The organism is Streptomyces sp. RPT161 (assembly GCF_027533845.1).
In the GTDB taxonomy this organism is placed as follows: Bacteria; Actinomycetota; Actinomycetes; order Streptomycetales; family Streptomycetaceae; genus Streptantibioticus_A; species Streptantibioticus_A silvisoli_A.
The window spans coordinates 1-21172 of sequence record NZ_JAPZVN010000025.1 but is presented as its reverse complement, the minus strand read 5'-3'; the positions used below and the strand labels follow the sequence as shown (position 1 = coordinate 21172).

Sequence of the window (21172 nt, the reverse complement as noted above, 5' to 3'; positions counted from 1 at the left end):
GCCGGGTCGCGGCTGCTACGGCTTCTCCTGCACCTGGGGTCCGGCCCCCGGGAGCGGCAGGGTGATGCGGATCCTGGTGCCCGCCTCCGTCGACAGGTGCTCCATCCGACCGCCCGCGGCTTCGATCCGAACCCGCTGCGAGGCCAGGCCGATATGGCCTGCGCCGAGGCGTTGTCGCAGACGGGTCGGATCGGTGCCGACGCCGTCGTCGGTCACCGTCAGACGGAGTGTCCTGCTGTCGGTGACGAGGACGACGTGGGCTTGGGCGGCGGACGAGTGGCGTACTACGTTGTCCAGAAGCTCTCGGGCCGCGCAGTACACCAACAGGTCGTGCCGGGTGGGGCCGTAGTAGGCCGCGGTGTAGGTGATCGGAATGCCGGAACGTTCCGAGGTTGTTCGGACCAACGAGCGCACGGCCTCGCCGAGTCCGGCGGTGTGCAGGACCTGGGGGTGCAGTTGGCTTGTGGTCTGCCGCAGTTGGCGGGCGACGTCCAGGAGTCGGCCGCTGATCTCGGCGGAGGCGTCGAGGTCGCGGTGCGCCATGCTCTGCTGGAGGTCGAAACGGGCGGCCAGCACCTCCTGTAGCGGCCCGTCGTGCAGGAACTCGGCCAGCCGGGTGCGTTCCCGTTCCTCCGCGGACATGACGTCGACCAGCAACCGCGAGCGGTCCACGATGAGTTGTGCGACCTGCCGACAGCGGCGGGAGTGCGAGAGGGACAACGCGAGACTGCACGCGCCGACCAGTACGAGGAACACCAGCAGCACGATGGCCTGCGAGTGGCGCAGTTGGTCGTGAACGCTTGAGTTGACCGCGGCGGCGATGGAGTAGGCCGCAGTGTCCAGGACAATGATGAGCGCCGTCACGGGTGGCCGGCTGTTGAAGGCGGCCAGCAGGGGCAGCAGGAACAGGGCCAGTACCAGCAGCGCGGAGCCCTGGGACAGGAGTTGCAGGGTCACCAGCGCCACCACGTCCACCAGCCCCATCACCACCGTCATCGCGGTGGTGCCCGCACGGCCGTGCGGACGGCGCAGACACAGTGCGACCAGCACGGCGATCACGACGTAGGCGCCCAGCACCGAGAACTGGGACGCTGCCCGGTCCGCCGGAAGCTCGGCGGTGACAGCGCCGGTGAGCACTCCCGCCAAGGCGATCCGCAAGATGGCTTGGGCGCGCTGCGCCGACAGCTCGCAGCACCGCATCAGACGCCGCATGGTGGCGGCTTCGGTCACGTCGGGTGCTGTGCCGCGCCCGTTCGCGGTACCACTCATTCCAGGAGCCCTCTACGCATGGCTTCGGCGACCACGGCACCCCGGGTGGAGACGCCCAGCTTCTCGTAGATGCGTTGGACGTGGGACTTGATGGTGGTGGGCGCGAGGAAGATCTCCTTGGAGATCTGGGGGACCGACTTGCCTTCCGCGATCATGCACAACACCTGGTGCTCGCGGGCGCTCAGCGCCGGCGACATGTGATCGGCGCGTTGGCGTATCTCGTGGATCAGGCCGGAGGTCAGACTGCGCGGCATCACGGTCTCGTCGCGGGCGCAGGCCAGCACCGCCTCGGTGATCTCGTACGGTTCCGCCTCCTTGGTCAGATATCCGCTGACGCCGTCCTGCAGTGCTCCGTAGACCAGGGCGCTGTCATCCAGCGCGGTGAGGATGAGCACCCTGGTCGGTAGCTCCTCGCGCCGTATCGCACGGGCGACCTGGCGGCCGTCGAGCCCCGGCATGCGGTAGTCCAGGACCGCGACGTCTGGGCGTAGTTGGCGGACGCCGGCCAGTGCCTGCACCCCGTCGGCGACATCCGCCACAACGGCGACGTACGCGCGCAGTGCGCGCACGACGCCTTCCCGGTAGACCGGGTGGTCCTCGCCGACGAGCACCCTTACCCGCTGTTCGTCCATGGGTTCATCCTTGGTTGCTGGTTGGTCGGCTGCCCGGCGCGCTCTCCTGCCAACCGCGGGAACGGTGGCCGCCCCCCGGCGCGTTCACAAGTGATGAGCACCGTATGGCTGGTTGCCGGAGCGGTGGCAGCGCTGGCCGCTGTCCTCTTCCTCACGGATCGTGCCCTGTTATGGATGGAGGAACGGGGGTGGATCTACTGGCGCAAGCGCAGGGGCCTGTCGTCCATTGGTGTTGACTTCATGCAGGAGGGCAGCCCCGGCGCACAGGTCCTCAAGCGCGCCATGGAGCAGGAACGGGTGCGTAAGAACGTCAGACCGGCCGAGGAGCCGCCGTTCCATGTGGACCTTGACGCCAAGATAGTGCGCATTCGACGTACCGGGCAGAGCGGGCAGGAACCGTAGCGGACGGTCTTCGCCTCATCCGGATGCGGTGAGCGTGGCGAAGACGACGATGTTGTCCGGATAGCTGTGCGCCTTCCGGTCGTAGGGGCCACCGCAGGTGATCAGGCGCAACTCGGGCTTGTCGGTGTCTTCGTAGACTTCCTGGCGCGGGAAGCGATCCTTGGGGACCTCGGCGGAGCGCTGGACGGTGAAGATGGCCTGCTTGCCGTCGGCTCGGGTGACCTTGATCTGGGCGCCGGGGGCGAGTTGGGCCAGCCGGTAGAAGACGCCTTCGCCGAAGTCGCCGACCGTGACGTGGCCCAGAAGCACGGCGGGGCCGCGTTGACCGGGGGTCGGTGAGCCTTCGTACCAGCCCGCGGGTGCGTCCTTCCCGATGGGCGGCACCTGCACGGTGCCGTCTGACCACAGTCCCAGTCGCATGACTGCCGTATGCACATCGATCGCGGGAATGTCTACGCTGACGGGCACGGATCGGGGCATCGGCGGAGCCGCACGCACCTCGGCCTTCGCGGCATGGCTGGCCGATGTGGTGGGTGGCGACGGCGAGGCCGCTGTCGTGGCCAACACCAGCCCGCCGCCGGCCAGGAGGATGGTCAGTGCGAGGAACACCCCTCCTGCGGCGGCCAGTTGACCGACGCGGGAGGCAGGGCGCAGAGGCATGTGATGTTTCACCTGTTCTCGGTCACGGCTTGGCCGCCGGCCCGGTCACTTGCCCGCGCCACGACGGCGGACCGCCATGACCACGGCGCCTCCGCCGAGGGCCAGTACGGCGCCGCCGGTGACCAGCAACGCGTCACCGGTCGACGGCCCGGTGGGCCCGGCGCCGGTGTCGGGCGCACCCCGCGGAACCACCACCTGCGGTGCTTGTGTCGGGTTGGTCGCAGGCGAGGTGGGGTGCTGCGTGGGCTTGGCCGGATGGCTGGCGGCCACCGTCACGGTGCCGTGCACCGGGACCTCCGCGTGCGCCACCGAGCAGGTGACCGTCACGGGGTAACCCTTCGCGGCGATCCCCGATCGCACGTGGGCGGTTGTGGCGAAGGCCGACGGGTCACGCTTCACGAGCTTCGCTTGGCCGCCGTTGTCGAACGCCGGGGAGGAAACGGAGATGATGGCATCGGCGTTCGCCGGGCAGGTCCCGTCGATGTGCACCAGCTGGCCGGCCTTGGCCGGATCCGGTGATACGCCCACGTAGCCGTTGGCATCGGCTGAGGAGGTGGCGGAGGAGGTCGGTGTGGCGGAGCCGGACGCGGTCTCGGCGAGGGCGGTGCTGGCGCCGAGGACGCAGACACCCGTCGCCACCAGGGTGGCCGCTACCGTCGTAGTGGACTTACGCATGCTTTCTTGCTTTCTGGTGAGCCAATGATCACCGACAGGTCTGCCGGGTGAAGCGACGATCTGCGGAGCGCGTGGGCCCGTCGACTGGCCTGATGCCGCGTTCCGTTGGGCGGTCGTTTACTTCGCCCCAACAGCTTGCGCGGATCCGCCGTCGGGACTCCTCCCCTCACCGGCCTACCGATCGCACGATGTACGCCTCCCCCGATCGGTGGAGACGCTGTCCCCCGGCCGTAAGAGGCCAACTCACCACCAGACGCAACTGGCCATCTCAGAAGCGCAGTTGGCGCGGTGGCCGTCCTACTCCAGTAGTCCTCGGCGCATGGCCTCGGCCACCGCCGCGGCACGATCGGACACGCCGAGCTTCTCGTAGAGCCGCTGGGTGTGGGTCTTCACCGTGCTCGCGCCGATGAACAGCTCGGCGGCGGCCTGCGGAATGCTCAGCCCACGGGCGAACGCCTGGAGCACCTGGCGCTCCCGCTCGGAGAGCACTGGGGCGTCATGGTCGGCACGCAACCGGATCTCCCCGGCCAGTCCACCGGCCAGTTCCGAGGGGATGACCATGCGCCCGTCGGCCACCTTCAGCACCGCTTCCACGATCTCCTCGCGGCGCGCGTCCTTGGGCAGATATCCGGCCGCGCCCTCCTGCACGGCGCGGAAGACCACGGAACCGTCCGTGGTGGCGGACAGGATGATCACCTTGGTGACCAGGCCGTCACGGGTCACCGCATGCGCCACGTCGATGCCATCAAGGCCGGGCAGCCGGTAGTCGACCACCGCGACCTGGGGAGTCTCCCTGCGGATCAGTGCGAGCGCCTCAGGGCCGTCCTCCGCCTCGGCCACCACTTCCACCTGGCCGCTCAGCGTCAGGCCGCGGGTGATGCCTTCCCGGTAGATCGGGTGGTCATCGGCCACGACCACCCGTACCCGGGGCGCCCTGGCTACGGACACGTCCCTCCAACGATGGGCTGACGATCACCTCCAGGCTACCCAAACTTTGGCAAAATGGACGATAAGGGATACTTGACCTGGAGCAGTGATCAGCAGGCGGTGGGAGGACCCATGCCAGCGTCAACGCCCCTGGGCGGGGGCGACCCAACACCCGGGCACGGCACCGGCCCACCCCCGGCGTCCCTACCGCCCACGGGCGAACACTCCAGACCTGTCGAGGCCACGACAGCAGTGCAGCTACGGCGCGCGCTGCGCAAGCAGGCAGTGCTGCGACTGGTCATCGTGGCGTCCCTGGTCGTGGAACTGATCGTCTTCCCACCACGGCAACACGCCGTCCTCTCCCTCATGATCGCCACCGCCTACGCGGCATGGAGTCTGGCGCTGATGGGAGCCGCGTGGTCCGAGAAGCTGCCGCTACCGGCCGTGTGCGTACCGATGATCGACCTGCTGGCCCTCGGTGCGCTGCTGGCGGCCTCCGGAGTGTTCTCCGATCCGCAGTGGGCCTCTCCCCTGGTGGACGATGCCTTCCTGATGATTCCCATCCTGGCCGCCTTCCAACTCCGGCCAAGGGCCACCGCGATGGTGAGCGTGGCCGCGGCCCTCGCCTACGTGGTGGGAGTCGGCATCGGGCACCGCGGCGACGACCCCTACTGGAACTCCACCCTGGTGCATGCCCTGTTCATCGCCGTGGTGGGAGCAGGCTGCGTCCTGCTCACCCGGATCCAGCAGTCACGGGTGCGCACGATCGGCACACTGCTCCAGCACCGCTCCTGGCTGCTGTCCCGCGTCATGTCGGCCGAGGAACGCGAACGCAGCGACCTGGCCGAGATCATCCACGACGGGGCACTGCAGAACGTGCTCGCGGCCCGCCAGGACGTCGAGGAGGCAGCCGCGGCCAATCCCAACGAGGCGCTTGACCGCGCCGCCCGGGCCCTACGGGAGGCAACCAGGCAACTGCGCTGCTCGGTCACGGCGCTCCACCCGGAGGTGCTGGAACACGCCGGGCTCGCACAGGCATTGCGGGGTCTGGCGCGCCAACTGGCGCACCGCACCCGGATCAAGGTCCACATCGACGGCGCGGTACCCAGCACAAGCTCCGCCGACCGGCTGTTGTACCGGGTCGCCCGCGAGTTGCTCGGCAACGCCGTCAAGCACGCCCGGGCACAGCACGTGTCCCTGCGGCTGACCAGCCCGGATCCGCGCTGGATACGGTTGGAGATCGCCGACGACGGCATCGGGATGTCGCCTGGCGTGCTGGACGACCAGCTCAGCGCCGGACACATCGGGCTCGCCTCGCACCGGACCCGCGTCGAGGGAGCGGGGGGACGGTTCACCCTGCGGCCCAACGCACCGCACGGCACGGTCTTCGAGGTGCTGGTTCCGGTGGAACCCGCATCCGCACCGTAAGTCTCCGCCGCACAGGGAACCTTGACGGCAAACCTGCCGCCCCCGCTTTCACCGGCGATGATCCCGGCAGACCAGAACCGGGAGGCAGGTAGCACCACGGCCTTCCATGGGGAGGCGGCAAACTCAGCAGCCCGGGGGCGTCAGCGGCGAGGGACCCATCGGCGTCGGTTCGCGGAGACAGACGCCAAGCTCCACGTGCCTGACGTCCCGTTCATCCCGTTCAACGCAGACGTTCGTGATCACCTGCATCGATCCGCGTGTTGAACCGGCAACCATTCTCGGGGTCGAACTCGGCGAGGCGATCACCCTACGTAACGCGGGTGGCCGCTTTGTCACGCGTTTCGATTACGACGACAAGACCATCGCCGACCTCGCCGTGGTCGAGCCTGCCGAGGCACTGCGGAACGACGTCGGGCTCCTGCGCAGGAGCCCGCAGCTGTCCTCCCACGTCAAGGTCTCGGGGCACCGCTACGACCTGAAGACCGGTCTGCTCACCACACTCGTCGACTAGGCGTCTCCCAACGTCAGTTGCGCGGCATGCCGCCCTCGCCTGACGGACCAGCCAGGCGAGGCCTGAAAACAATTCGCCACCGCTCGCCTCGCCCGGTACCGTCGCGAGAGTGTCCTCACTGCTGGGAGCCCCTGGGATCTGCGCGCGGCCACCCCGGCAGTTCCCACGCTGAGAGTAGGTTGCGTCAATGGCATGCCGTATCAGTGAACTCGTTCTCGGTTGCCGCGACCCCGAAGTGCTGGCGCGTTTCTGGTGCGAGGTCCTGGACTTCGTGGTGCTCGATCGCGAGGACGACGGAAGCATCGAAATCGGGCCGCGCGAAGGTTTCGGCGGCGCGCAGCCGACGATCTTCCTCAGCCGCAGAGACGAGCCGGAGCCCGGGAAACCCCGGCTGCACATCGACGTCAACGCCACCGACCGCGATCAGGACGCCGAGCTCGAACGCCTCCTGAAGCTCGGAGCGCGCCCGGCCGACATCGGCCAGACCGGGGAAGAGTCCTGGCACGTCCTCGCCGATCCCGAGGGCAACGAGTTCTGCCTGCTCAAGGCCCGCCTCGCGCCACTCTGACGGCCCTCGTCGGCAACGAGGCAGTGCAGTTGCTCAAGCGGCTCAGTTACGGGTGAAGGTGCGTGTCGCCGCAGCCGCGATCGCGATGCCCAGAGTCCAGCCGAGGACCGTCAGCACGACCGTGACCACCGCGGCCACCCCGTGGTACTGCCACACCTCCGACTGGCCGAACCGGATGACCGGGATCAGGTGGTCGGCCGCGTACAACACCGGGTTGAAGACCGAGCGGTCCTCGGTGCTGACGTGCTCGGGGCGCACCGTGCTGAAGTACGCACTGCTCGCCGCGAGCAGGGCGATCGCCCAGCCGATGGCGCGCAGCGGACGGTAGCCGTAGCCGACCAGCAGATCGAGCATATGGCCGGGTATGCGTTGCCACCAGGGCAGCTTGGCGCGCTGTGCGCGTTGTCTTGCCAGCAGCACCGTCCGGGCCTCGCCGTCGTTGCCGAGCGAACGGTAGTAGGACGCCAACTGCTCGTAGGGTTGGGCGCGGAAACCGCCGACCTGGCTGCGGTCCGCACGCCGTACCTGGCGGCCGATCAGCCGTACTCGATGCACCGCCGCGACATAGTCGCTGAACGGGCCATAGGTGAAACCGTCCAGGTTCAACCGCTTTGGCCACGCGTCGAGTCCATCACGGATACCGGCGACGGCGGTCGCGGCGTAGAGGGTGAGCAGGGCGTCGGGGCTGTCCATGTCGCAAAGGTCCAGATGGCCGGAGATGCGGACGCCGGTCAGCCGGATCTCGCCGTCGGTGTGGAAGGCGTCGTTGAGCCGCAGGCTGCCCTCGACCACCATGCCGCCGCCGCGCAGCGCGGGCTGGCCCTTCGTCGGAGTGAGCCGCGCGCCGCCGAGGTCGAGTCCGCCGTCGAACCTGGCCCCCGACAGCCGCACCGTCCCGTGGGCCGTGAAGCATCGCTCACCACCCTTGACCGGGTAAGGGCGGAAGGACGCTTCGCTGGCCACCGTCAAGGAGTCACCGTGCAGCGCCAGTCGGCCGAGGCCGTCCAGCGTGGCGCCGTCCAGCACCAGCGCGCTGCCGATGTGCGCACCCGGCAGCCGCAGTTCGCCGGACGCCTCAAGCCGCTGGGCCAGCAGGCTCCGGCCCACCCGCATACCACCGGCGTTGAGCGACGTGCCGCCGGACTCGGAGTTGCCCAGCTTGGCGCCCTTGAGCGCCACCTGGCCGCTTATCTGCGCGTTGATCAGGCTGAGCGGGCCGTGAACCGTGACGTCGTTGGCCAAAAGGCTGCCGTCGATGCGGATGCCGTCAGCGTGGACGGCTCGATCGTCGTCGCCGGTGACCACGGTGTGGCCGAGGTTCACCGTGCCGCGCACATGCGCTCCGTAGGCGCTGATGGCGGTCAGCTGCGACCCGCTCAGGTCTATCGACTCGGTGACGGCGTCATCGATGTCGACGGGGCCCTCGAAGCGGCAACCTCGAAGCAGCAGAAGGGAGTCAACCTGCCCGTGGTCCATGCAGAGTTCTCCGGTGATGCGCGCACCGGCGAGCCGCACCGCTGCCACCGCGCCGGGCGCTGCCGGGCATGCGCCGAGCAGCAGCGCGGCGATCACCTCGCCACGCACCACACGGTCGGCGGGCCAGTCGTGGGCCTTCGCCGGATCATCCACCGCGGCGTCGCCGGTGCGCAGATCGACCAACTCGCCATGCGGAAAGGCACGCCAGACCCGGCGTTCGGTGGCGGAGAGCCTGCCGAGCCGACTCGGTACGGCAGGGCGCGGGAGCACGGGCGTACGTCTCATGCTGATCATCCTGCCGTAGGGGACTGACAATTGCCCTCAGCCAGACGCCCGTTGAGCCCGGTTGCGGTGAAACTCGACGCATGACGGCTGAGGCGGCGGTGAACTGACCACCGAGGACATGCTGCGGCGAACACCAGGAACTGGGATGCGTGCCCCCGAGCATGTGGCCGGCGACTTCTACGGACTGGACGGCTCCAGGGCTGCCGTCGACTGGTTCGCGGCCGTCCCCCGCGCGGCAAGTGAACGAGTGATCAGGAACTGACCGGCGGCGAGTACCAGGCAAAGCAGCGCCATTCCGGCCCACAGGGCCGTGGCACCGGCGTGTTCCAGCAGTTGGGTGCCGAGGATCGGCGCGGCGACCCCCGCGAACCCCCAACTCGTGCCGTAGGCGGCCAGATAGCGGCCGGTGCCGCCGGGCGGGGCGAGGTTTGCGGCGAGGGCGTACGCCCGGCCCAGTACCAGCAGGTCACCCAGGCTCCAGACGACCGTTGCCGCCATGGAGGTTGGCAGGGTGGGCGCCACCGCGTAGCCAGCGAGACCGCCTGCCAGCAGTACATATCCGAGCGCGAGCGCCGCGGGCGCGGTCAGCGCGGCCAGGCGCTTGAGGCGCAGTGCGGGCTGGGCCGCGACGATGGTCGCGGCCGACACGGTGAACAGCAGTCCCGCGTCCGAAGGCCGCATGCCTCGGCGTTCCAGGGACAGCGGAAGCGAGATCATGATCTGTAGGTAGACCAGCGCGTACAAGGTGCCGAACACGAGCATGAGGAGCAGTACGCGGTCGCGCCAGGGACGGATGCCCGCGCAGCGCTCGTCGCCGCGGTCGGGGCAGTGGGTCCGGTCTGCGGGCAGTACGACCCGCACGATGAGCGCACAGGCCAGACAACTCACCGCGTCAGCGACGAAAAGCCAGCGCAGGTCCCATCGTCCCAGTCCGGTCGCGATCAGCCCGGCGCCCATGCCACCTACCGCCAGGGCGGCGTTCAGCAGGCTGTAGGCACGAACACGTTCGGCGGGTCCCGCGGCGTCGGCGATCACCGCCTGGCTCGGCGGTTCGTACAGCTCGTACACCAGGCCCAGCAGTACGGCGCAAACACCGACTTCCACAAGGGAGTTCGCTGCGGCGATCCCCAACTGCGCGATGGCGCAGCCGGTCAGGCCGAACACGATCGTGCGGCGGCGCCCCAGTCGATCCGCGCGCCGCCCACCGATCAGGCGGGACGGGATGGTCGCGAGCCCGAAGGCGGCCGGGACGAGCCCGGCGGTGGCGACGCTCACGCCGTAGTCGGTGGTAATGAGGACGGTGAGGAAGGGCAGTGAGAAGGCCCCGAGCCGGTTGACCACTCGGGCGGCCAGAAGCAGCCAGACCGCAGGCGGTAACTGGCCTTCGCGTCTCAAGGGTTGCACAATTTCCCCGTCACTGATGAATTGGCCGACGTCAGTGATGCGACGCTAGGCCCGAAGGGGGTAACTGGTCAAGTGATGTTCGACAGTCACGTGTCCACGCTGCTGGACACCGCGGTCTCACTCGTCAACGCGCTGACCGATGGCACCGCGCGCGGCAAGCCCTACACCGTGCCGCGAGGTGCGCAACTGGTCGACGCGGTCCACAGTGCGCTCCCGAACACCAGGGACGGGCAGCACACGATCGATGGGGAGCAGGCCGCCCATCTCGCCCGGACAGCACGGGAGATGCGCGAGGTCTTCGAGGCCGTGAACGCCGGAATGCTGGACGATGCCGCGACGGCACTCAACGCGTTGCTGCTGTCCAACGGCGCCCGTCCGCAGTTGGACCGCGCCAACGGCGAACCCTGGCAACTCCACTTCCACGGCACGGATGACTCCCTGGCGGTGGGGTGGAGCGCCGGTTGCGCGACGGGGCTGGCCATCGCGATCGGCAGCGACCTGGCGGGCCGCCTGGGTGTCTGCCAGGCGGCCCAGTGCGATCGCGTCTACGTCGACACCTCGCGCAACGCCGCCCGTCAGTTCTGCTCGACCGCATGCCAGAACCGCACCAAGGCAGCGGCCTTCCGCGCCCGCCGAGCCGCCCGGCGTTGACGCACGATCTCAGCCGCGGGCGCCCCGTCAACGCAAAGCAATAGCAGCGGCCCACCCTCCGCTGGCATGCTGACCGGGTGGACAGTACGGAGTTCTGGCTCAGTTTGGCCCCTGAACTGTATGTGTTCGTCGCCCCGGCACATCGTGCGGAGCGCTCGGCGGTGCGCGCCGACGGTGCCTCGACGCTCGGGCATGTGGTGCAGTCACTGGGCGTTCCGCTCACCGAGGTCGGTGCGCTGACCGTCGACGGGCGGCAGGTGCCCGCCGCGCACATCCCCACCGGCGGGGAGGAGATCTCGGTGCGGAGCGTGGCCAGACCTCAACAGCTGTCCGGGCCGCCCCGTTTCCTGCTCGACATCCACCTCGGTACGCTCGCGCGGCGGCTTCGCCTGCTGGGCGTCGACGCCGCGTACGAGAATCCGGACATCGGCGACGCCGCGCTCGCCGCGCGCTCGGCCGGCGAGCAGCGCGTGATGCTGTCACGGGACCGGGGACTGCTGCGTCGGCGGGAGGTCTGGGCGGGTGCCTACGTCTACAGTCACCGCCCCGAGGAACAGCTCAGGGACGTGCTGTCCCGGTTCGCGCCCCCGCTCGCCCCCTGGACGCGCTGCACGGCCTGCAACGGGATGTTGCGGGATGCCACGAAGGCATCGGTGCACGAGCAGTTGCGGATCGGCACACAGCGCACGCACGACACGTTCGCGCAGTGCGCCGACTGCGGCCAGGCGTACTGGCAGGGCGCTCACCATGAGCGCCTGGCCGCGATCGTGGACGAGGCCGTGCGTGAGTTCGGGACGCCGTCACCGACACGCGCACCCTGAGCCCTTCGGTGGTCAGCAGGTACCGCTGCCTTCGCCGCCCAGGTGGAAGCCGGTGCGCGTGGTGTGCCCCGCGTCGTAGAGGGCGGGGCTGGTGGATGTGACGGTCATCCGGGGTTCGTCGGCCGAGCCGATCAGGCGGAAGCCACGGATCCAGGAGGAGCCCCGGGCGGTGCCGGGAAGGCCGTCGCCCATCTCCTCACAGGTGGTGCCGTTGGCGTGGGCGACCTCGCCGAAGGCGGTGATGACCTGCGCGCGGGTGAAGCCGCCGTGCCACAGTGAGCCGGGGAAGTATCCGACGGGCTGCTGGTTGTAGAACAGCCACCAGTCGCCGGCCAGGTTCCAGATGGTGAACCGGGCGGCGGTTCCGGCACGTACGGCCATGCCCGCCTTGATCCGGTGCGAGATGGGGACGAAGCCGCAGGCGTTGTAGCAGCTCTCGGCGCCGTCCACCCAGTGGTAGACGAAGAGATGCGGACGGGTGTCGCCGTTGAGGCCCAGGTCAACCGTCCAGCCGATCTCCACGGTGGACTTGCGGTCGGTCGACTGCACGGCCAGTTCCTGGAGGGAGTGGGACTGCTGGTCACCGGCCTTGACGCGGGGGTCCGCCTGAAGCATCCGTACGCTGGCCCCCGAGGCGTCGGTGAACTGCCTTCCGGAGACGTAGTCGTAGCACGCCCCGAACCAGCAGACCGGCCCGGATCCCGTGGTCGTTGACGGCGCCAGGAGCGAGTGCCGTGGGGCGGCGTCCGCCTGGGCCGATGTAACTGGGGAGAGCAGGCAGAGTGCGGCCGCGGCGAACGTGGTCACACCGTTGCGGATCGTTCGACGTATTCGCATGGACAGCTCCGATCGAGTAACGGACGTGCCGCGAGGCGTGCACCGCCGGGAGCAGCGAGTTAAGCGTCTTGATAACTGTGCTTACGTGACGAGTTAAGCTAGCGGTGGCCCAACCAGAGGCGCAATAGCCTGACTTGCGGGATCCCGCCCACCTGGGCGGTCTCGGGGACCGCGCGGGTCCACGAGGCAGCGACGAAGGGGAGCATCGTGCCGAAGCCGACGAGGCGTTCCGAACCGCCGGGTCCACAGGACCCCTCCGGAATAGGCCAGCGCGTCCTGCGTCTGCGTACCGAACGCCAACTCACGCAGCGTGAGTTGGCGGAGCCGCAGTACACCGCCGCCTACATCTCCACCCTTGAATCAGGCAAGGTACGCCCCTCGGAAACCGCACTGCGCTATCTCGCGGACCGACTAAGCGTCAGCTATGAGGAGTTGTGCACCGGCCAGCCCGTGCGACTGGCCACTGAAGTGCGCATGCGGCTCACTGACGCCCGGCAGGCGTTCTGCGAAGGCTCGTTGCGGGACGCGGCGCAGCGGTACACCCAGCTGGAGCGGGAGGCACAGCGGCTCGGCATGCCTTCGGAGCGGGCCGCCGCACTGGTGGGGCTGGGCGACTGCGCTCTGGAGGCCGGAGACCTCGACCAGGCCATCGAACGCTTCCACGCCGCCGAGCAGTTGCTGGCCGACGCCCCACTCCCGCAGCGCGTCCCCGCGCTACGTGGCCGCGCCGTCGCGCATCTGCTCGCCGGTGACCTGCGGTACTCCTGCTACCTGCTGGAGAACGCCATCGACGGGCTGAACACCGCCGGACTTCACGACCCCAACGCCCTGCTGCTGCTCTACTCCGCCGTGATCGCCCCGTACATGGACATGGGCGCGCAGGCGCGTGCGGCACGGGCCGCCGAGTTGGCCCTGGCGCTCGCACCGCAGGCGACCGACCCGGCGCTCGTGGCCCGGATGCACCGTGGTGTGGCCCGCACCCTGCTCGCCGAAGGCCGTACCGCCGACGCGGACGCCTCCCTGGCCAGAGCGCAGGAGCTGTACCAGCAGTTGCAGATCCGCACCGAACTCGCCCACTGCCACTGGATGCGCGGCTACCTGCGCGCCCAGGAAGGTGACCTGGCGCAGGCGGAGGCCGAGTTGCGCACCGCGCGTGCCGTTCTGGCCGAGCGCCAGGCCACGTTGTACACGGTGCAGGTCAACGTGGAACTCGCCGATGTACTGCGACGGCAGGGCAGATACGGTGCGGCCGAGCAGTTGCTTTCAGACCTGCTCGGCGAACTCGGCAGCGGACGCGGCGCCGTGCACGCGGGCGGAGCGCACCGGCTGCTCGGGCTCATCGCCGAGGAGCGGGACCGCCCGGAGCAGGCAGAGGAGCACTACAGGGCCGCGCTCGACCTGCTGGAGGAGGCCGGTGCGACGGGCGACATCGCCGATCTGTGTCGGCTCCTCGGCGACCTGCTGCGCCGAACGGGCCGCGTCGAAGCGGCACTTGACGTCTACCGCACCGGCCTCGGCCACCGCACCCCGCCCGGAACGACGACGTTGGGCCCTGCCCCGGCCGATCCGCCGCTCTGACGGCGCGGGCGGCCACCGACTACAGCAGGCCGAGGTCGCCGAGTTCCTTGTGCAGGTCCGCCCGTGAGCCGTCGGCGCGCGTACGGGGATCAGGGCCTCCACCAGTGGTCCGGCCCGGCCGGTCCGCGTTGACCGGCTGTGGGCGTCGGTCCCGGAAGATCCAGGCCCCGACGAGCCCGCCGGCCAGACCGCCGAGGTGTCCCAGCCAGCTGATGCCGGGCGTGCCCGGCACGGTGAGAGTGAGGGTGTAGGCGAAGGACGCGGCCATGACGATGCCGATCAACGTGTCGATCAGGTGTCGGTCGAAAAGGCCCCGGACCACCACATAGCCGAAGTACCCGAAGATCAAGCCGCTGGCGCCGACCGTGTCAACGCCACCGTGCTCCAAGAACCACACCGTCAGTCCGCTGGTCAGCGCCACCAGCAGGCTCAACCCCAGAAAGCGGGCCACTCCGCGGTAGGCGGCGAGGAAGCCGAAGACGAACAGCGGGCCGGAGTTGCCCTCGATGTGCGCCCAACTCCAGTGCAGAAAGGGCGCGACGAGAATGTCCGGCAGCCTGCCCACATCGCCGGAGACCACCCCGTACTCCCGCGACAGGCCGTAGTGGTCCGCCCAGTTGGCGAGCTGAAGCAGCCATACCAGGGCAAGGAAGCCGAACATCACGAAGAACGCCTTTCGCGCCTCCGCGATCATCTCCTCCGCGTTCGTCGGTCCACCGGTGACCACCCGCTGACCCAGCCCGCTCATCCCCATTGCTCCTCCCACAGCGGGACCCCTCCCGCCGCTACCGCGCACTCTAGGCGCTTACGGGTCTCAGCTGGCCTTGGCGCCGAGTTCGGCGACGAGCCGCGACGTCACGGGGGTGTCGACGCCGTGGGCGGCCGCGGCCCGCAGGACGGCGCCGCCGATGGCGTCGAGTTCGATCGCACGGCCCGCCTCCGCATCGCGTTGCATCGATGACTTCATCCCCTCCGGAGCACGGTCGAAGAAGTCGAGCACCGCTTCGGCGGTCACCGGTGCGCCGGTGGCGCGGGCCACGGCGGTGATCTCGTCCAGTACCGTCAGCAGTTCGGCGCGCCGCTCGGTGCGGATGGTGCCGACGGCGGCCTGGTAGCGAGTGGTCAGCAGGGCGAACGGTGCCAGGAAGGCGAGCTTGTCCCAGAGCATCGCGCCCTCGTCGGGGCGCAGGGTCACAGCGAGGCCGGCGTCCTTCAGCCGGGCCGCGAAGTCATCGACGGGGGCGGCCAGTTCGATCGACGCGAAGGGGCTGGTGTGCGCGATCTGTCCGGGCGCGGTGCGGGTGGCCTCCACCTTGATGGTTCCGGCTACGACCTGGGCGGCCGGGTAGTGCTGGCGCAGCGCCGCGACGTGGTCGAGGCCGTTGAGCAGCGGCACGACGATCCCGTCGCCGACGGCCTGCGGTGGCACACGCTCCAGGGCGGCGGACAGCGCGGTCTGCTTCACCGTGACGAAGACGGCGTCGACCGGTTCGCGCAGCTCGGTGTCGGCCTCCACCCGCGCCGTGAAGTCACCGTACTGTCCGCTGCGCACGCGCAGCCCTTCGCGGCGCAGCACGGCGGTGGTCTCCTCACCGGCCAGGCAGATGACGCGGTGTCCGCCGCGTGCGAGCAGCGCTCCGATCAGGCCGCCCACACCGCCCGGCCCGAGGATGGCCACTGTCATGATGGTTGTTGTCATGTGCGCTCCTGTTCTCCGGGAGACCGGTGCGGGTCGGACGGTCTCGATGCCGAATTCGATCAGATCGGCGCCTGTGGCGCACCAGCGGGGGCGGTGCGTCCCGGACGAGCGACTGAGGTGACCTGCGAACTTGGCCGCTACAGTGAGGCCGTGCCCGACATCACCGGTGACGTCATACGCTCCGGCGAGCGGTTCACCGCCGCCGTTGAGACGTTGAGCGATGCGCAGGTCCGGGAGCCCTCGACGCTGCCCGGTTGGAACCGCGGCCAGGTCATCACCCACGTGGCGCGCAGCATCGACGCGTACCTGTGGCTGCTGGCCGTCGCCCGCACCGGTGTTGAGCCGGGGCCGCGCACCGATGCCGCGGCCCTGTCCCGCGCGGTCCAGGCAGGCGCCGGGCGACCGGCGCGCGATCTGGCGGCTGATGTACGCGGTCGGCTCAGTCGACTGGCCGATGAAGCGGCCGCGATGCCCGCCGAACGGTGGAACGTCCTGGTCTCGGCACTGGCAGGCTGGAGCCATCCGGCCTGGTACACCCTGTACCGCTGCTGGCGTGAGCTGGAGACCCACCATGTCGACCTGAACGTCGGCTACGGCACGGCCCGTTGGCCCGGTACGTATGTGACGTGGGCCCTCGACGACACCCTCGCCGCACTGGGCGCCCATGGCTTCCCCGTCGCCCGTGTCGAGGCCGTCGACCTGGGCCGGTCCTGGAACCTCTCCCCCACCGGCCCCACTGTCACCGGCACCGGTCACACGCTCCTCGGCTGGCTCAGCGGCCGCGGTTCCGGCACCGGGCTCACCGTCGACCGTCCGCTGCCGGAACCGCCCAAGTGGCCGTTGCCGCCAGCCCCTGGATGGGGCTGAACGGGCGGCGCGGGCCACGGCAAAAGCGCTCGCGACGTGCGGTACGCCCTGTTAGGAAGGGGAGATGGATGCCGAAACCATCGACCCCATGGAACGTCTGCTCGCCGAGCGAGCCTGCGAGCGTCTGATCCTCGACTTCGTCCGGCGGCTGGATCTGGGCGAACCGAGCACGGTGGCTGAGCTGTTCACGGCGGACGGAGTCTGGGAGTGGCCGGACGGCGACCGGCGGATCCAGGGCCGTGACGCGCTGCGTGACTACTTCGGCTCGCGGCCCACCGACCGGCTCTCACGCCGTATGTGCACGAACATCCTGGTCACGATCACCTCGCCGACAACGGCCAGCGCCACAACGTACTTCGCGACGTACCGTGTCGACGGGCACACTTCAGGCATGGTGCCGCCCCGGCCGCCGGTGAACATCGGGCACTACGAGGACACCTTCCGCAAGGTGGCAGGCAGTTGGCTGCTTGCCGCCCGGACCACGTTCATTCCGTTCGCAGGCCCGACGGATCGCATCGGCTAGGGGCAGTCCTCCGACGACGACGGACACCGAGGTGAGGCACGGCTACTCCTCGATGGCGCCGCCGGTACGGCGCAGGTGCTGGCGGAAGGTGTAGGCCGGGTCGCTGGCGCGTCGTGACAGGTAGTCGTCGAAGGACGTCTGCCGGCGCAGTGTCTCGCCCGCCCGGATCCTGCGGGCCTGTTCACGTTCGGTGTGCCGGATCTGCTGTGCCACCGCCAGTACGTCCTCGGCGTGTTCGGCGGCGACGAACAGCACGCCGTCGTCGTCGCCGAAGACGACGTCATCATCGCTCACCAGATGCGGCCCGAACCGCGCGGCGGTCAGTGCCTCGGGCTCGCGCTCGTCGAGTCGTACCGGGCCGGGCGGGTAGCTGCCGTAGCTGAACACCGGAAGGCCGATTTCCACCAGTTCCGGTGTGTCGCGGTGCAGCCCCCAGACCACCAGTCCCGTCACACCCGCCGCCTCGGCCTCCAGCACCGCCAGGTCACCGACGCAGGCCTCGTCCGCCCGCCCGCCGTTGTCGATGACCAGCACATCACCGGCTTCGGCCCGGCCGAACGCCTCCAGGAACACATCCACGCTCCCGTAGTGGCGCACCGGCAGCACCCGCCCGGCGATCCGCTGCCCGACGGCGACCGCGCGAATGCCGGGCGGCGCGGCGCGCAGCGGTACGCCGCGGCGCAGGCAGGCATCGGCCAGCAGCGGCGTGGACAACTCGGCAAAGGTCGCCAGCATGTTCGTCTCCCCGACCTCGACCGCCACCACCGGTGGGACGCGGACTCAGCGGCCATCCTCACCTACGCACGGCTCCGACCGCCAGGCCGGTGGCGATCCGGCGCTGGACAGGCAGGAAGAAGACGACCACCGAAAAGCGCGGTGAGGGTGGCGACCGGCGGGGCGGTCCCCCAGCCCGCGGCCATGAAGTGCCGGGTTCACCACCGAACACCGGCGACCGCGGGCTGTCGGCCGCCATCGAGGCGGCGCGCGGCGCGACGGGCGGCGAACCAGGCGGGCGGGCTCGGACTGAACTCGAAGCAGCAGCTGTGGGGAAGTTGATCGAGCGGGCGTCAGGCGGCGGGCGCGCTGCGCGAGGACCGCCCGGTCACCGATGTGCGTCATCATCGGCGCGGTGTCCGCCACCGTCCGTACCGGCAGCGGCGATTGGCGCCGCCTGCTGCGACTCGCGCTGGAGTGCCTGCCCACCAACTGAGCCGAGTGACGCCGCCGCAGCCTCGACCCCGACGGGAAGCGATGCGACGGCCTACGTGTCGCTGGCGGCGATCTGCTGCGCGGCCCACCGCGCCCACTGCTCCCGCATCTCGTACAACCGCAGACCGTATTCGAGGGCGAGTCTGCCGTTGACGGTGAGCATGCCCCCCTCGTCCCAGTCCCGGGACTTCTGGAGTTCCTTCAGCCGCGCATGGTCGGCCGCCGCCTGTTCGGCCAGTTTGGCCAGGTGGTCAAGGGACTGCTCCGGTGTGAGCACGCCCAGGAAGAACACGCGCAGCAGGGCGGCGCTGCGCTGCGCTTCCGGTTGGGCGTCCATCAGCCAGCGACGCAGTTCGGTCAGACCCTCTTCGGTGAGCGTGTACTCCTTGCGGCCACGCGGGCCTTCGGCCGCGACGTCGATCAGTCCGTTGTCCGCGAGGCGGGCGAGTTCACCGTAGACCTGGCTCTGGGTGGCGGGCCAGACGTTCGCCAGCGAGCTGTTGAACAGCTTCATCAGGTCGTAGCCGCTGGCGGGCTTTCCCACGAGGAGACCGAGGACTGCGTGGCGAAGGCTCATGCAGCCATCCTACCTTCCACAGTTGACACGTCATCATAGGAGGTTCTAGCTTCGACATGTCAAAGTTGGAATGTCCGCACGCCCGGAGCATCCGGGCTGCTGTTCAGGGGGACTCGTCATGGGCGCTGTGCGCTACCTGCGCGGCTTCATCCCGTGGATCGCCTTCGCCGCCATCTCCACCGTCGGCTGGCAGTGGGGAGCGCTGGCCGCACTGGTCAGCGGAGTGTGGCTACTGGCCAAGGACCGCAGGTCCGGGGTGGCCGCCGACGCGCTGATCCTGGAGACCAGCACCGTCGCCTACTTCGCCGCCATGACCGCCTTCGCGTTCGCCGTGCCGCACTCGCCGGTCAGGACGTACGCGGGTGCGCTGTCCTTGGGCTGGCTCGCCGCCACCGCGTGGAGCACGCTGGCCGTCCGCCGCCCCTTCACCCTGGGCATCGCGCGCCGCAGCACTCCGCAGGAGGTCTGGCACACTCCGCAGTTCCTGCGCGTCAACATGGTGATCACCACGGCATGGGCCACCGGCTTCGCGCTGACCGCCGCAGCCGTCGCCGCCTGCGACGCGGCGCACACGGGCCCGCTGGCCACGACCGTCTGCCAGGTCGTCGGCTTCGTAGCGCCCGCGGTCTTCACCAACCGATACCCGAAGATCGTCCAAGCCCGCCTCGGCGTCACCCGCTGAAGCGCCTGCGACCGCCCACGGAGCCCCTCATGACCACCATCGCCCCTCATCTGCTGGGCAACTACGCTCCCGTGCCCGATGAGATCACCGTCACCGAACTGCCGGTCACCGGTGCCATACCGCCCGAGCTGAGCGGCTGGTACCTGCGCAACGGACCCAACCCGCATGAGGCCGCCTCCGCGCACTGGTTCCTGGGCGACGGCATGGTGCACGGGGTGCGGTTGGAGCACGGGACGGCCGTCTCGTACCGCAACCGCTGGGTGCGGACGACCACCTTCACCCACGGCGCCCCGCTCCGCGACGACCAGGGCAACGTCGATCTGACCGCCGGTGTCGCGAACACCCACGTCGTACGCCATGCGGGCCGCACGCTGGCGCTGGTCGAGTCCTCCTACCCGTACGAGCTGGACTGCCGGGCTGGTCACGAGCTGGAGACCATCGGCGCCTATGACTTCGACGGACGCCTGCGTACGCCGATGACCGCGCACCCCAAGACCTGTCCCGTCACCGGGGAACTGCACTTCTTCGGGTACGGTGGCCCCTCGGCCCCGTACCTCACCTACCACCGGGCCGACAACCGTGGTGAACTCACCATCAGCCGACCGGTGGACGTGTCCGCGGCGACGATGATGCATGACTTCCAACTGACCGCCGGACACGTTGTCTTCATGGACCTGCCCGCCCTCTACGACCGGACCAGGGCCGGTGCCGGTATGCCCTACGTCTGGGCGCCGGACCATGGTGCGCGGTTGGGCGTACTGCGGCGGGACAGGCCCTATGCCGAGGTGCGGTGGTTCACCATCGACCCCTGCTATGTCTTCCACACCCTGGGCGCCTATGAGGAGTCCGACGGAGAGCGTCTGATCCTGCACGCCATCCGCCATGACCGGCTCGGCGACGGCGTGGACATCAACGGGCGTACGGCGCTGTGGCGTTGGACGCTCGACCTGGTGGCGGGAACGGTACGCGAGGAGCAACTGGACGACAGCCGCGCCGAGTTCCCCCGCATCGACGACCGTCTCACCGGCCTGCCGCATCGCTATGGGCACGCCAGCACCGCCAACGGACCCGACGGTGGTGCGATCCACCGCTACGACCTACGTGACGGCACCGTAACCAGCCACCGCTTCGGCCCGGGCCGCGCGCCCGGCGAGGCCGCCTTCGTCCCCGCGGATGACACGCCGGGCGGGCCCGGCTGGCTGATGACATATGTGTACGACGCCGCGACCGACCGCAGTGACCTGGTGATCCTCGACGCGGACGACCTGACCGCACCTCCGGTCGCCACCGTCCATCTCCCCCGGCGCGTCCCTGCCGGTTTCCACGGGAACTGGCTGGCCGACGTCTGAGCGGAACGCAGTGGCGGGACACTCTCCCGGGCGAGGATGAGGTAGGCGCCCGCTCGCGAATGAGCGCCGAACCAGCGCGGTCAAACCCCGTTACGACAGCCCCGGCGGCACCGGTGTCCGCGCCGAGAGTCGACGAAAGGGG

General features: G+C 69.6%; 24 protein-coding genes. 12 read left to right on the top strand and 12 right to left on the bottom strand.

Features of this window, described 5'->3' with window-relative positions:
- Positions 1–15: 15 nt before the first annotated feature.
- Both O5O46_RS30855 and O5O46_RS30850 read right to left on the bottom strand, forming a co-directional pair.
- Complete coding sequence (locus O5O46_RS30855; protein WP_269858932.1) at positions 16–1230, bottom strand: sensor histidine kinase; 1215 nt, start codon at positions 1228–1230, stop codon at positions 16–18.
- A gap of 35 nt (positions 1231–1265) precedes the next feature.
- Positions 1266–1901, bottom strand: coding sequence for a response regulator (locus O5O46_RS30850; protein ID WP_269858931.1), 636 nt, complete (start codon positions 1899–1901; stop codon positions 1266–1268).
- 93 nt (positions 1902–1994) lie between these two features.
- On the opposite strand from O5O46_RS30850, the gene O5O46_RS30845 reads away from it, so the two are divergent.
- The gene (locus tag O5O46_RS30845) at positions 1995–2303 is read left to right on the top strand and encodes a hypothetical protein (protein ID WP_269858930.1); all 309 of its coding nucleotides are present in this window, start codon (positions 1995–1997) and stop codon (positions 2301–2303) included.
- 15 nt (positions 2304–2318) lie between these two features.
- On the opposite strand, the gene O5O46_RS30840 is transcribed toward O5O46_RS30845, so the two are convergent.
- Positions 2319–2783, bottom strand: coding sequence for a class F sortase (locus O5O46_RS30840; protein WP_269858994.1), 465 nt, complete (start codon positions 2781–2783; stop codon positions 2319–2321).
- Here O5O46_RS30840 and O5O46_RS30835 point away from each other — a divergent pair.
- On the top strand, positions 2752–2934 hold the full coding sequence (locus O5O46_RS30835) for a hypothetical protein (RefSeq protein ID WP_269858998.1): 183 nt from the start codon (positions 2752–2754) through the stop codon (positions 2932–2934). The two genes, O5O46_RS30840 and O5O46_RS30835, sit on opposite strands and share 32 nt — an antisense overlap.
- A gap of 74 nt (positions 2935–3008) precedes the next feature.
- On the opposite strand, the gene O5O46_RS30830 is transcribed toward O5O46_RS30835, so the two are convergent.
- Both O5O46_RS30830 and O5O46_RS30825 read right to left on the bottom strand, forming a co-directional pair.
- A complete protein-coding gene (locus O5O46_RS30830) occupies positions 3009–3638 on the bottom strand; it encodes a hypothetical protein (RefSeq protein ID WP_269858929.1) in 630 nt (209 codons plus the stop codon).
- Positions 3639–3935: 297 nt separating this feature from the next.
- The gene (locus tag O5O46_RS30825) at positions 3936–4586 is read right to left on the bottom strand and encodes a response regulator transcription factor (RefSeq protein WP_269858928.1); all 651 of its coding nucleotides are present in this window, start codon (positions 4584–4586) and stop codon (positions 3936–3938) included.
- A 231-nt stretch (positions 4587–4817) separates the two neighbouring features.
- Here O5O46_RS30825 and O5O46_RS30820 point away from each other — a divergent pair, with 231 nt between their 5' ends.
- The 3 genes from O5O46_RS30820 to O5O46_RS30810 all read left to right on the top strand — a co-directional run bounded on the left by O5O46_RS30820 (position 4818) and on the right by O5O46_RS30810 (position 7072).
- A complete protein-coding gene (locus O5O46_RS30820; protein ID WP_269858927.1) occupies positions 4818–5993 on the top strand; it encodes a sensor histidine kinase in 1176 nt (391 codons plus the stop codon).
- 235 nt (positions 5994–6228) lie between these two features.
- Positions 6229–6504, top strand: a complete 276-nt coding sequence (locus O5O46_RS30815; protein ID WP_269858926.1) for a carbonic anhydrase — start codon at positions 6229–6231, stop codon at positions 6502–6504.
- A 187-nt stretch (positions 6505–6691) separates the two neighbouring features.
- Positions 6692–7072, top strand: coding sequence for a VOC family protein (locus O5O46_RS30810; protein ID WP_269858925.1), 381 nt, complete (start codon positions 6692–6694; stop codon positions 7070–7072).
- A 42-nt stretch (positions 7073–7114) separates the two neighbouring features.
- On the opposite strand, the gene O5O46_RS30805 is transcribed toward O5O46_RS30810, so the two are convergent.
- Both O5O46_RS30805 and O5O46_RS30800 read right to left on the bottom strand, forming a co-directional pair.
- The gene (locus tag O5O46_RS30805; protein WP_269858924.1) at positions 7115–8833 is read right to left on the bottom strand and encodes a hypothetical protein; all 1719 of its coding nucleotides are present in this window, start codon (positions 8831–8833) and stop codon (positions 7115–7117) included.
- A gap of 177 nt (positions 8834–9010) precedes the next feature.
- Positions 9011–10228 (bottom strand): MFS transporter, encoded by a 1218-nt coding sequence (locus O5O46_RS30800; RefSeq protein ID WP_269858923.1) that lies wholly within the window; start codon positions 10226–10228, stop codon positions 9011–9013.
- Positions 10229–10312: 84 nt separating this feature from the next.
- Between O5O46_RS30800 and O5O46_RS30795 the strand changes: the two genes are divergently transcribed.
- Both O5O46_RS30795 and O5O46_RS30790 read left to right on the top strand, forming a co-directional pair.
- The gene (locus O5O46_RS30795; protein ID WP_269858922.1) at positions 10313–10888 is read left to right on the top strand and encodes a CGNR zinc finger domain-containing protein; all 576 of its coding nucleotides are present in this window, start codon (positions 10313–10315) and stop codon (positions 10886–10888) included.
- 77 nt (positions 10889–10965) lie between these two features.
- The gene (locus O5O46_RS30790) at positions 10966–11709 is read left to right on the top strand and encodes a Mut7-C RNAse domain-containing protein (protein WP_269858921.1); all 744 of its coding nucleotides are present in this window, start codon (positions 10966–10968) and stop codon (positions 11707–11709) included.
- 12 nt (positions 11710–11721) lie between these two features.
- Here O5O46_RS30790 and O5O46_RS30785 read toward each other — a convergent pair whose 3' ends face one another.
- Positions 11722–12324, bottom strand: coding sequence for a neprosin family prolyl endopeptidase (locus tag O5O46_RS30785; protein WP_269858920.1), 603 nt, complete (start codon positions 12322–12324; stop codon positions 11722–11724).
- 429 nt (positions 12325–12753) lie between these two features.
- Here O5O46_RS30785 and O5O46_RS30780 point away from each other — a divergent pair, with 429 nt between their 5' ends.
- Complete coding sequence (locus O5O46_RS30780) at positions 12754–14124, top strand: helix-turn-helix domain-containing protein (protein WP_269858919.1); 1371 nt, start codon at positions 12754–12756, stop codon at positions 14122–14124.
- Between the two features lie 19 nt (positions 14125–14143).
- Here O5O46_RS30780 and O5O46_RS30775 read toward each other — a convergent pair whose 3' ends face one another.
- The gene (locus O5O46_RS30775; RefSeq protein WP_269858918.1) at positions 14144–14872 is read right to left on the bottom strand and encodes a rhomboid family intramembrane serine protease; all 729 of its coding nucleotides are present in this window, start codon (positions 14870–14872) and stop codon (positions 14144–14146) included.
- Between the two features lie 66 nt (positions 14873–14938).
- Positions 14939–15823, bottom strand: coding sequence for a ketopantoate reductase family protein (locus O5O46_RS30770; protein WP_269858917.1), 885 nt, complete (start codon positions 15821–15823; stop codon positions 14939–14941).
- A gap of 150 nt (positions 15824–15973) precedes the next feature.
- On the opposite strand from O5O46_RS30770, the gene O5O46_RS30765 reads away from it, so the two are divergent.
- Together O5O46_RS30765 and O5O46_RS30760 are read left to right on the top strand one after the other, a co-directional pair.
- Complete coding sequence (locus O5O46_RS30765; protein WP_269858916.1) at positions 15974–16690, top strand: maleylpyruvate isomerase family mycothiol-dependent enzyme; 717 nt, start codon at positions 15974–15976, stop codon at positions 16688–16690.
- Positions 16691–16754: 64 nt separating this feature from the next.
- Entirely contained in the window at positions 16755–17213 is a 459-nt protein-coding gene (locus O5O46_RS30760; protein WP_269858915.1) for a nuclear transport factor 2 family protein, read from the top strand.
- A 42-nt stretch (positions 17214–17255) separates the two neighbouring features.
- Here O5O46_RS30760 and O5O46_RS30755 read toward each other — a convergent pair whose 3' ends face one another.
- Both O5O46_RS30755 and O5O46_RS30750 read right to left on the bottom strand, forming a co-directional pair.
- Positions 17256–17948 carry an RraA family protein gene (locus O5O46_RS30755; RefSeq protein WP_269858914.1) on the bottom strand — a complete coding sequence of 231 codons (693 nt, stop codon included), beginning with the start codon at positions 17946–17948 and terminating at the stop codon, positions 17256–17258.
- A gap of 526 nt (positions 17949–18474) precedes the next feature.
- Positions 18475–18999, bottom strand: a complete 525-nt coding sequence (locus O5O46_RS30750) for a PadR family transcriptional regulator (protein WP_269858913.1) — start codon at positions 18997–18999, stop codon at positions 18475–18477.
- A gap of 118 nt (positions 19000–19117) precedes the next feature.
- Here O5O46_RS30750 and O5O46_RS30745 point away from each other — a divergent pair, with 118 nt between their 5' ends.
- Entirely contained in the window at positions 19118–19681 is a 564-nt protein-coding gene (locus tag O5O46_RS30745; RefSeq protein WP_333482437.1) for a hypothetical protein, read from the top strand.
- 29 nt (positions 19682–19710) lie between these two features.
- Positions 19711–21030, top strand: coding sequence for a carotenoid oxygenase family protein (locus O5O46_RS30740; RefSeq protein WP_269858912.1), 1320 nt, complete (start codon positions 19711–19713; stop codon positions 21028–21030).
- Positions 21031–21172 lie beyond the last annotated feature (142 nt).

Excerpts from the sequence above, each read along its gene's own strand:
- O5O46_RS30850 (WP_269858931.1), bottom strand. The coding sequence starts at position 1,901 with ATGGACGAACAGCGGGTAAGGGTGCTCGTCGGCGAGGACCACCCGGTC.
- O5O46_RS30845 (WP_269858930.1), top strand. The coding sequence starts at position 1,995 with ATGAGCACCGTATGGCTGGTTGCCGGAGCGGTGGCAGCGCTGGCCGCT.
- O5O46_RS30835 (WP_269858998.1), top strand. The coding sequence starts at position 2,752 with ATGTCTACGCTGACGGGCACGGATCGGGGCATCGGCGGAGCCGCACGC.
- O5O46_RS30840 (WP_269858994.1), bottom strand. The coding sequence starts at position 2,783 with ATGCCCCGATCCGTGCCCGTCAGCGTAGACATTCCCGCGATCGATGTG.
- O5O46_RS30830 (WP_269858929.1), bottom strand. The coding sequence starts at position 3,638 with ATGCGTAAGTCCACTACGACGGTAGCGGCCACCCTGGTGGCGACGGGT.
- O5O46_RS30810 (WP_269858925.1), top strand. The coding sequence starts at position 6,692 with ATGGCATGCCGTATCAGTGAACTCGTTCTCGGTTGCCGCGACCCCGAA.
- O5O46_RS30805 (WP_269858924.1), bottom strand. The coding sequence starts at position 8,833 with ATGAGACGTACGCCCGTGCTCCCGCGCCCTGCCGTACCGAGTCGGCTC.
- O5O46_RS30795 (WP_269858922.1), top strand. The coding sequence starts at position 10,313 with ATGTTCGACAGTCACGTGTCCACGCTGCTGGACACCGCGGTCTCACTC.
- O5O46_RS30785 (WP_269858920.1), bottom strand. The coding sequence starts at position 12,324 with ATGCTTCAGGCGGACCCCCGCGTCAAGGCCGGTGACCAGCAGTCCCAC.
- O5O46_RS30775 (WP_269858918.1), bottom strand. The coding sequence starts at position 14,872 with ATGAGCGGGCTGGGTCAGCGGGTGGTCACCGGTGGACCGACGAACGCG.
- O5O46_RS30770 (WP_269858917.1), bottom strand. The coding sequence starts at position 15,823 with ATGACAACAACCATCATGACAGTGGCCATCCTCGGGCCGGGCGGTGTG.
- O5O46_RS30760 (WP_269858915.1), top strand. The coding sequence starts at position 16,755 with ATGGATGCCGAAACCATCGACCCCATGGAACGTCTGCTCGCCGAGCGA.
- O5O46_RS30755 (WP_269858914.1), bottom strand. The coding sequence starts at position 17,948 with ATGCTGGCGACCTTTGCCGAGTTGTCCACGCCGCTGCTGGCCGATGCC.
- O5O46_RS30750 (WP_269858913.1), bottom strand. The coding sequence starts at position 18,999 with ATGAGCCTTCGCCACGCAGTCCTCGGTCTCCTCGTGGGAAAGCCCGCC.
- O5O46_RS30745 (WP_333482437.1), top strand. The coding sequence starts at position 19,118 with ATGGGCGCTGTGCGCTACCTGCGCGGCTTCATCCCGTGGATCGCCTTC.
- O5O46_RS30740 (WP_269858912.1), top strand. The coding sequence starts at position 19,711 with ATGACCACCATCGCCCCTCATCTGCTGGGCAACTACGCTCCCGTGCCC.